A 7,481-nucleotide genomic window follows, 5' to 3' on the forward strand; every position below is an offset into this window, starting at 1 on the left:
TTAGCACATTAATATCCGTTTTTCCCTATAAATAAATATAAATTCAAGAAAAATACATAATCCCTTCGAAAAAACGAACATACTTTCGCAAAATAACTTGATTATATAGGTTGAGTAGGAATACAATGAGAACAAACGTTCCTTACGTAAGGATAATACAGTGTATTGCTATTTATTTTTCCCAAACCCACAAAATCAAATGTTAATATGTTTTATGCAGACATGGGAAGAAATTGATCTCTGTTATTATAAAGATGGAATTATACTATATAAGATTGTTAACATCATAAGCTTGATGCATTAAATAAGACATTAGTTGTTACCGATGTCTTCAGTTTTAACAATCCATTGTACTTAGATTGTAATGTAAAGTGTAGTATTAACAAATATAAAAAGGTATGGATGGATGATCCAAACACATACCTTTTCATGACTTTCAAACTTAATTTTTTTACCTTATGATAGAAAGTGCTTCTTAATGAAATATGTATAATCAATAAGAACATCTAGCGCTTCTTGTTGCTTTTCAGCAGGTATATCTGCTAATGCTACTTTAATAGATTCTAATTTACTTTCTAGAGGATTATTTCTTCCGAACAATTCATCTATGGAGATATTGTGTAGCTCTGCAATCCGCATTATCGAATCTGCATCAGGATCAGCTTTTCCATATTCCCAATTTGCATAAGTAGTACGGGCGATGTTTAGGCGATGTGATATATCGGCTTGTGTATATCCTCGTTTTTTTCGCAATTCAGCAAGTCGTTTGCTTAAATGGGACATATCTTTACCTATTCCTTTCTGATTTATAACGTTAGTGTAAAACAGAAAAGGAAAATTGTGTCCTTATGACTAATAATAAGTCACAATTAAAAATAACTTGTAATAATTAGTTTAAATGTTATGATGAAAGAGAAATATTTAGAGTTCTATAAGCAGGAAAATAGGAAGAAAACGATACATCAATCGAGTTTCTTCCTATTATATATACTTACTAAAATAATGAATTTCCTATATCTATAGTAGCCAAGTTTTGACGTCTTGTACGCTCTCTTAAATAACGTTCTGTAGTCATGATAGATTCATGCCCTAAATAGTCCCTTATTTTTTTTAGTTCAACACCCTTTTCCATTAAGTAATTAGCCATGAAATGCCTACAAGTGTGAGGAGTGATTCTATCCTGTCGGTAACGCAGAAAATCTAAATTTATTTCTTCTATTTTTTTGGCCACAAGAGAAGAGAGATAGTCAGCTCGATAATTTGATCCATCAGCTTTAGGGAGAAAAGCGGAGGTACTTGATGCATCTAGTTCTGTTGTTTGTTTACGTAAACTTCGAACATGGCATAAAGCATCCAATGTATCTTCAAAGATACGAACTTCCCTACTTTTATTCCCTTTACCAACAACACGAAGTAGATAGGCACTTAAAGATGAATGAAAGACCAAATCTGCCCATTTTGCAGTTGCGATTTCTTCGATTCGTAGTCCTGTTGTAGTTAACAGAAAAAATGCAGTGTAAACAAAATAGTTGGATTTTTTCAGTTCATCTAATATCTGGGTAACTTCTTCTGGATAAAGGTCACGATTGACTAGCTCTTCTTTTTTTACGGATACTTTTTTAAGACGACTACTAAAGTTGTCTGAGAGTCCGTTGTTATCATGCACATATTTTAAAAACTGCTGAACTACTGTTTTCTTTTTACGTAATGTGGTCGCAGCATATTTCTTACTTAATTCATAGAAGTAGATTTCCATATCATTATGGGATAACTCCTGGATGGTTCCGATTGTTTCTTTTATGTAGCGAAGAAAATGAGAAAGATCGTGCAGATACTGTTGTTTTGTTCGCTCACTTCTTTTTTTGGTTAAAGAAGGCTCATCGTGTAAAAATAAATAAACTAATGATTTTTCACTTAATTGGGAGTAGTCGATGTTACGGATACCCAAACCCATAATTTTTTCAAAATGACTGTTATCAAAAAAATCTGATTTTGATTTTACAAGTTGGTTATTATGTTCGTAATTTATAATATTCAAATTTAAACACAACCTTTTATAGAATGAAATATTAAACAAATTTTTTTATATAAAATTTTATTATTCTAATTATACCACAATAAATGCATAATTTATCGTGGTATAAACTTAAATGATTAAAATAATATTTTTTCCTTAAATTTTAACATTTCTGTTCAGGTAATGTATAATGGAAATGTTAAATTTGTTTTTTTTGTACATTTCAATCCAAATGCGGTAGGAGGAGATTTTTTTGACTCATCTTCGTCGAAAAATTTTACAAGAAATCCATAATTTAGAAGATACACATTGTTCAATTTGCCCTCTGAACAACCTATCAGTGAATTGTACAGATGAGCAAGAACAGGCAAAACAAAGAAACTACAAACATTGTAAAGGGTGTCCCATTTTCGATTCCATCCGAGAGAAAGGAGATCAATTGAATTCTTTGTCGAAAAAGAGTACATTTAATAAGGTACGAGAACGTTATATGGAAAATCCATTTAAATATCTGCAGTATAAGGAGTACTCAATCAAAGATGTAGTAAAAGAAACAGGTTTAACAAAGTATCAACTAAGAAAATTTAAAGAACAGCTAGAATGAAAGTTTCGGATGAGGTGAGATATGAGCTATTTATCTTTAGAAGAGGTATGTGATCGGGTAGGTTTAACAAAAAACCAATTAGGTTATTTAATTAAGTATAAACACATCGAACCTATCAATCTAGATACCTGGAAAGCAGATGGAGGATATTGCTTTGAAAAAGAGGATGTAAAAAAGCTAGAGGAATTATACAAAGATTGTTTAACATTAAAAGAAGCTGCTGAGTTTCTAAACAAATCTAAGACATACGTTCATAATGCAGCTAAAGATGGGATATTGCCTTTTAAAGAGATTGCTAAAGGGAAATCTACTGAACGCTTGTACTTAAAAAAAGATCTGGAAATATTCAAAGAAAGAATTGAAAATAGATCAAAAGAAGAGTCGAAAGAAAAAAAGCAGCATTTAAGTCTATACCTTGATGAAAAGGTATTAGAAGCTATAAAGAAAAAGGCTGAAAAGAAAGGGTATAATGGCTACAAGAAGTTTGCTGAAGACATTTTATCTGCAGAAGTAAAAGAAGACATAGAAGAATAGAAATCCCAGAGAGAATAGATCCCTAAAAAACGAAAAAACGTTATAAGGGGTCTATCTTTATTTTTAATTAACCTTTTAACTTTCGAGTGTAATTGTATTACCTAATGACTGAAAAACGATTAGAGGCGATTTTGAGAGGTCGTTTTTCGGGTGCATTCCTTAAAAAATCACTGTAATTACAAAAAAAGGGTTAATATACATAAATTATAAAATAGAGGAAAGGGCATCGAATAATTACAAGGGCGTTTTATTTAAAATGAAAAAAGTGAAAAGAAAGATATGAGAGGTAATGATACCAGGATTATAAATATAAAGACTTCATATGGAACTTATTAGGCCTATGAGTAAGCTAGAGAATTTGGGCAGATATACATCGCGGAATACATCAAAAAATATATTAGTTTTATTTCAAATTTATATTCTCAAAAAATAGCATATGAAACTAAGGTCAATTATAAAAAAACCAAGAAATATAGTGTACATATTTAGATTATAGTAAACTAAAATCTTATAAAACTCCTTAACTAAAAGATTATATACAGACTAAAATTGGACAGATTTTCTATTTTAGAATGTTGAAGTATGGTAAAATAGAAGTATAACTGTATATCGTGTGAAGGTGGGCTTGTTATTATCCCTTCTTTCCATTTGGAAGGAAAGGGGGTGATATAACATGGAATTTTTGTTTGAACTTTTAAAAGAAGTTGCTAGAGCAGTTGTGCGTGAGGTTTCAGCATACGCACTGAAAAAGCAATTCGAAAAAAAAGACAACAAAAAACCCGCGCTTCACCGACCAAAGTACAAGCGTGGGTCTAAAAGAAAAAGATAATGCATAATAACAGCCACCTTGACAGTAGCAGTTATGAGACGGGATGTTGACAGCATCTCGTCTTTTTTAGTTTATGCAATTCAGTTAAGTACTATACTTTATATATACTGAATATGCATTCAATATATAACTAATCTAAAGTAAACATACCATATTTTAATTTTTTGGTCAACGTTTGGAAATATGAGAGACTAATGTTGGTTTGGAATAAAGTTTGATCTTTTTCTACCGATGATCTTAAACAATCGCGCCCGTTTGCGGTATTTTAAATTGTTACCCCTTTGCCCTTTTTGGCCAAATAAAATTGCTTATGGCAATCACAAAATCAATACCTAACACAAGTGTCCATAATTTTAGAAACCCAACCAATACTTCTGTCCGGGAAAAATCGTTAATTAAATAGATTAGGACGAGTAAAATGCCAGCACCTATTAGAAAGGCAAGCACATGTTGTCCCCAACTTTTAAAGTAGTGTTTCGCATAATCGATGCCAAATCTTTTTACTGGTTTCGATCCTTGTTTCATCACATAATATTGAAAGCGTATATCAGCCCATTCAATCATACTTCTACCGTATGCGATAGAGATTCCAATATACACAGCAGCAATTGCATGCACTTTGGTAGCAGTCGCACCACGATACAAGTCTACACCCGTAGCAACCAATAAAATTAAATCAATGACAGGTGTCAAGGCTAGGAAAAACAAACCTAATTTATTTCTTTTAAGGATATATCGTGTGAATAGACCTAAAGTAATAACAACCCAAAACCCTATTTCACATGCAACGATTAACCACGCAATTACATTCACCCCAGCACCCCTTTGTATGACGTACGCAATTACTTGTTTCCCCTTAATAGTTCAACAAAATGGCCCGTTCGTATAACCTTATATTACTTTTACCATAGGAACCCCTTCAGATAAAGCATATCCAAAGGTGCAAAAAGGTGCAACTTTTTTTAAAACGGTTCATCTTTTTCAAAACGGTACGACTTTTTTCAAACCCACAACTAAATTAAGAGGTTTATACTGTGATTCATAATGTAAATGGTATAAAAAGTAAGAATAGTTTTATAGTGAAGGGTTTACTTGTTTTGAAAACAAGCAAACCCACTTGATAGATAGTCTTTTATATATTTTACTGCAATCAATTTATCGATACCTTTGTGCAAATTGCTCGCTATAAGAATCAACTAGTTTAGTTTTAGGAACGGATATTTTCAAATGATAACCATTAATAAAATAATGATATGTTATAATTTTCATAATATATAAGAAAAGAAGGGATTGAATGAGCACACAAATAAAGGTAACACCGGAACAATTAGAGCAAGCTGCTAAAACAGTAAGAAATACGAGATCATCATTAGAATACATACATAAAAATTTATACTCTCAAACTGAATTTATAGCTTCTCGGTGGAGCGGAGCAAGTAGTGATCGTTTCTATCAGATGTTTAATGAAGCCAAGCCAATGATGTTTAACATTTTGCAAGAATTAGATAAAATTGCAGTAGAATTAGAACGTGCAGCTGTTAAATTCCGAGAAGCAGATGAATTGTATGGCGGAAATTTAGTTGATTCTGATATTCAAGAAGGTGCCATGTGTGGAAAACTCCCTCCAAAATCAGAAGAGTCATTTTTCAATAAAAAAGATTTAAATGCTGCGTGGACTGGTATTTCTACTGGCTTTGTAGATGGTGCAGTGGATGCGTGGGAGGGACTAATATCCTTAGGTGATAAAGAAACCTGGCTGAATATGCGAGATGCGATTGTAAACTATAGGGAGACTATTCCTGCTGCATGGAACACTGTATCAGATACATTTATGAATAAATTTTGGAATGGAGATATGGAAAGTAGAGAGCATTATGTAGCTTATGGTGTAGCAACGTTAGGACTCGGGTTTCTGGGTGATAAGGGTCTTAGTAAAGCAGGACAAGCAGGGAAGGTAGCTGCTATTACAGGTTTTACTAAAGGAAAATCACTTGTAATTAATTCTCCGGCATACAGAAATGCATTACATATATTAAACAACTATGAATTTAAAGCTGGTAATCATCTTTCATATGCAGGGATAGGTAGTACACAACAATATTTACAGAAAGCAGCTACGTATACTTATGAGGGTGCGAATGGGCCAAAAACAATTCGTTTGCGTAAAGGGGACTTAGCAGGTGATAAGCACCCTGTTACAGGTATTCCGTATGATGCTGAAGGATTTCCTATCTTTGAATCAAAAGGCGAGATTATGTTAAAAGAGGCAGATTTCAAAAAGTCTAGAACAACACAGTCTAGAAAGTGTAGTAAGGCGTTATATGAACAAATAATGGAAAACCCTGAATTAGCTTTAAAATTTACGGATGAAGAAATTCAATTATTTAAAATAGGAAAAACCCCAGAGCATTATACATGGCATCATCATCAAGACACTGGAAGGATGCAACTTGTAGATTATCAGACTCATCATGATACCGGTCATACAGGTGGGTATAAAATTTGGGGGAAAGATAGCGATAAATAAGGAGGTACTTAATCATGAGTCACATTACATGGATTAATGTAAATGAAAAAGGGGTAACAGATGACCAAATTAAACAATTAGAACAATACTTAAATATTAAATTTCCTAATGATTTTATCGAGTGTGTACAAAAATATGATGGTGGATATCCAACGCCAGATACATTTAATATTCCAAATCAAGATGAAAATTCAATAAATAATCTTTTAACCTTAGATTCTGATAGAAAATATTCAGTTCTAGAAACATATAATAATACGAAAGATAGATTACCTGACAAAATATATCCTTTTGCCAGAGATCCATTTGGCAATCTTATATGCTTTGATTATCGAAACAACACTGATTCACCAACAATCGTATTCTGGGATCATGAGGAAGAAGATATAGAGGAAGCAATATATCCAGTTTGCTCAACATTTACAGAATTGCTTGCTAGTCTACGTGATTTCGAAGATGAAGAAGATTGAGAGTACTAAAAAACGGCCTAGAATTCTAGACCGTTTTTTTATGATTTACTAATTTTCCAACCTTCGTCAGTTTTCTCTAATTCAATTACGATTACTTTTTTATAATCGTTTTTAGAATCTTTTTTATACACAGCATCAACCGTTACTGTAGCGATTTCGTTTTTCTCTTCAACTTTTCTAATCTTATAACTTTTAAGATCTTCATTAATTGATTTCATTAATTCTGCATTTCCGCCAATGAAACCAACTATTTTTTTTGCTTCTGGTGTAAATAACTCTCCAAAATCTTTTGCATTTCCGTCTTTTGCATCTTCAAAATATGCTGTAGTAACTTCTTCAGGATCACGATTATTTCCACATGCTGCAAGTGCTGTAACTGATAAAGCCATTACCACCATTAACATGATTATTTTCGTAAATTTGTTCTTCATTCAAACCACTCCTTATATATAACGTAATTTCAACTCTTATAAAGAGCTAAATTACTTGTATAAGTATAT

The 7,481-nt window shown here is 32.3% G+C and carries 9 protein-coding genes; 5 read left to right on the forward strand and 4 right to left on the reverse strand.

What is annotated here, in order from left to right:
* Positions 1 to 456: 456 nt before the first annotated feature.
* The gene (locus tag MR170_RS29170; protein ID WP_000019025.1) at positions 457 to 783 is read right to left on the reverse strand and encodes a helix-turn-helix transcriptional regulator; all 327 of its coding nucleotides are present in this window, start codon (positions 781 to 783) and stop codon (positions 457 to 459) included.
* Between the two features lie 211 nt (positions 784 to 994).
* A complete protein-coding gene (locus tag MR170_RS29175) occupies positions 995 to 2,038 on the reverse strand; it encodes a tyrosine-type recombinase/integrase (RefSeq protein WP_242310407.1) in 1,044 nt (347 codons plus the stop codon).
* A 232-nt stretch (positions 2,039 to 2,270) separates the two neighbouring features.
* Here MR170_RS29175 and MR170_RS29180 point away from each other — a divergent pair, with 232 nt between their 5' ends.
* The 3 genes from MR170_RS29180 to MR170_RS29190 all read left to right on the forward strand — a co-directional run bounded on the left by MR170_RS29180 (position 2,271) and on the right by MR170_RS29190 (position 3,984).
* Entirely contained in the window at positions 2,271 to 2,621 is a 351-nt protein-coding gene (locus tag MR170_RS29180) for a zinc-finger domain-containing protein (RefSeq protein WP_000149389.1), read from the forward strand.
* Positions 2,622 to 2,642: 21 nt separating this feature from the next.
* Positions 2,643 to 3,155 (forward strand): helix-turn-helix domain-containing protein, encoded by a 513-nt coding sequence (locus MR170_RS29185; protein WP_242310409.1) that lies wholly within the window; start codon positions 2,643 to 2,645, stop codon positions 3,153 to 3,155.
* Between the two features lie 673 nt (positions 3,156 to 3,828).
* Positions 3,829 to 3,984 (forward strand): hypothetical protein, encoded by a 156-nt coding sequence (locus MR170_RS29190; protein WP_182813011.1) that lies wholly within the window; start codon positions 3,829 to 3,831, stop codon positions 3,982 to 3,984.
* Between the two features lie 273 nt (positions 3,985 to 4,257).
* On the opposite strand, the gene MR170_RS29195 is transcribed toward MR170_RS29190, so the two are convergent.
* Complete coding sequence (locus MR170_RS29195) at positions 4,258 to 4,797, reverse strand: hypothetical protein (protein WP_086419721.1); 540 nt, start codon at positions 4,795 to 4,797, stop codon at positions 4,258 to 4,260.
* A 481-nt stretch (positions 4,798 to 5,278) separates the two neighbouring features.
* Here MR170_RS29195 and MR170_RS29200 point away from each other — a divergent pair, with 481 nt between their 5' ends.
* Together MR170_RS29200 and MR170_RS29205 are read left to right on the forward strand one after the other, a co-directional pair.
* Positions 5,279 to 6,511 (forward strand): WXG100 family type VII secretion target, encoded by a 1,233-nt coding sequence (locus MR170_RS29200; RefSeq protein ID WP_242310411.1) that lies wholly within the window; start codon positions 5,279 to 5,281, stop codon positions 6,509 to 6,511.
* 14 nt (positions 6,512 to 6,525) lie between these two features.
* Positions 6,526 to 6,981, forward strand: a complete 456-nt coding sequence (locus tag MR170_RS29205; protein ID WP_025689837.1) for an SMI1/KNR4 family protein — start codon at positions 6,526 to 6,528, stop codon at positions 6,979 to 6,981.
* A gap of 38 nt (positions 6,982 to 7,019) precedes the next feature.
* Here MR170_RS29205 and MR170_RS29210 read toward each other — a convergent pair whose 3' ends face one another.
* The gene (locus tag MR170_RS29210) at positions 7,020 to 7,412 is read right to left on the reverse strand and encodes a nuclear transport factor 2 family protein (protein ID WP_242310413.1); all 393 of its coding nucleotides are present in this window, start codon (positions 7,410 to 7,412) and stop codon (positions 7,020 to 7,022) included.
* Positions 7,413 to 7,481: the final 69 nt, after the last annotated feature.

This window comes from Bacillus cereus group sp. BfR-BA-01524 (assembly GCF_022662595.1).
In the GTDB taxonomy this organism is placed as follows: Bacteria; Bacillota; Bacilli; order Bacillales; family Bacillaceae_G; genus Bacillus_A; species Bacillus_A thuringiensis_S.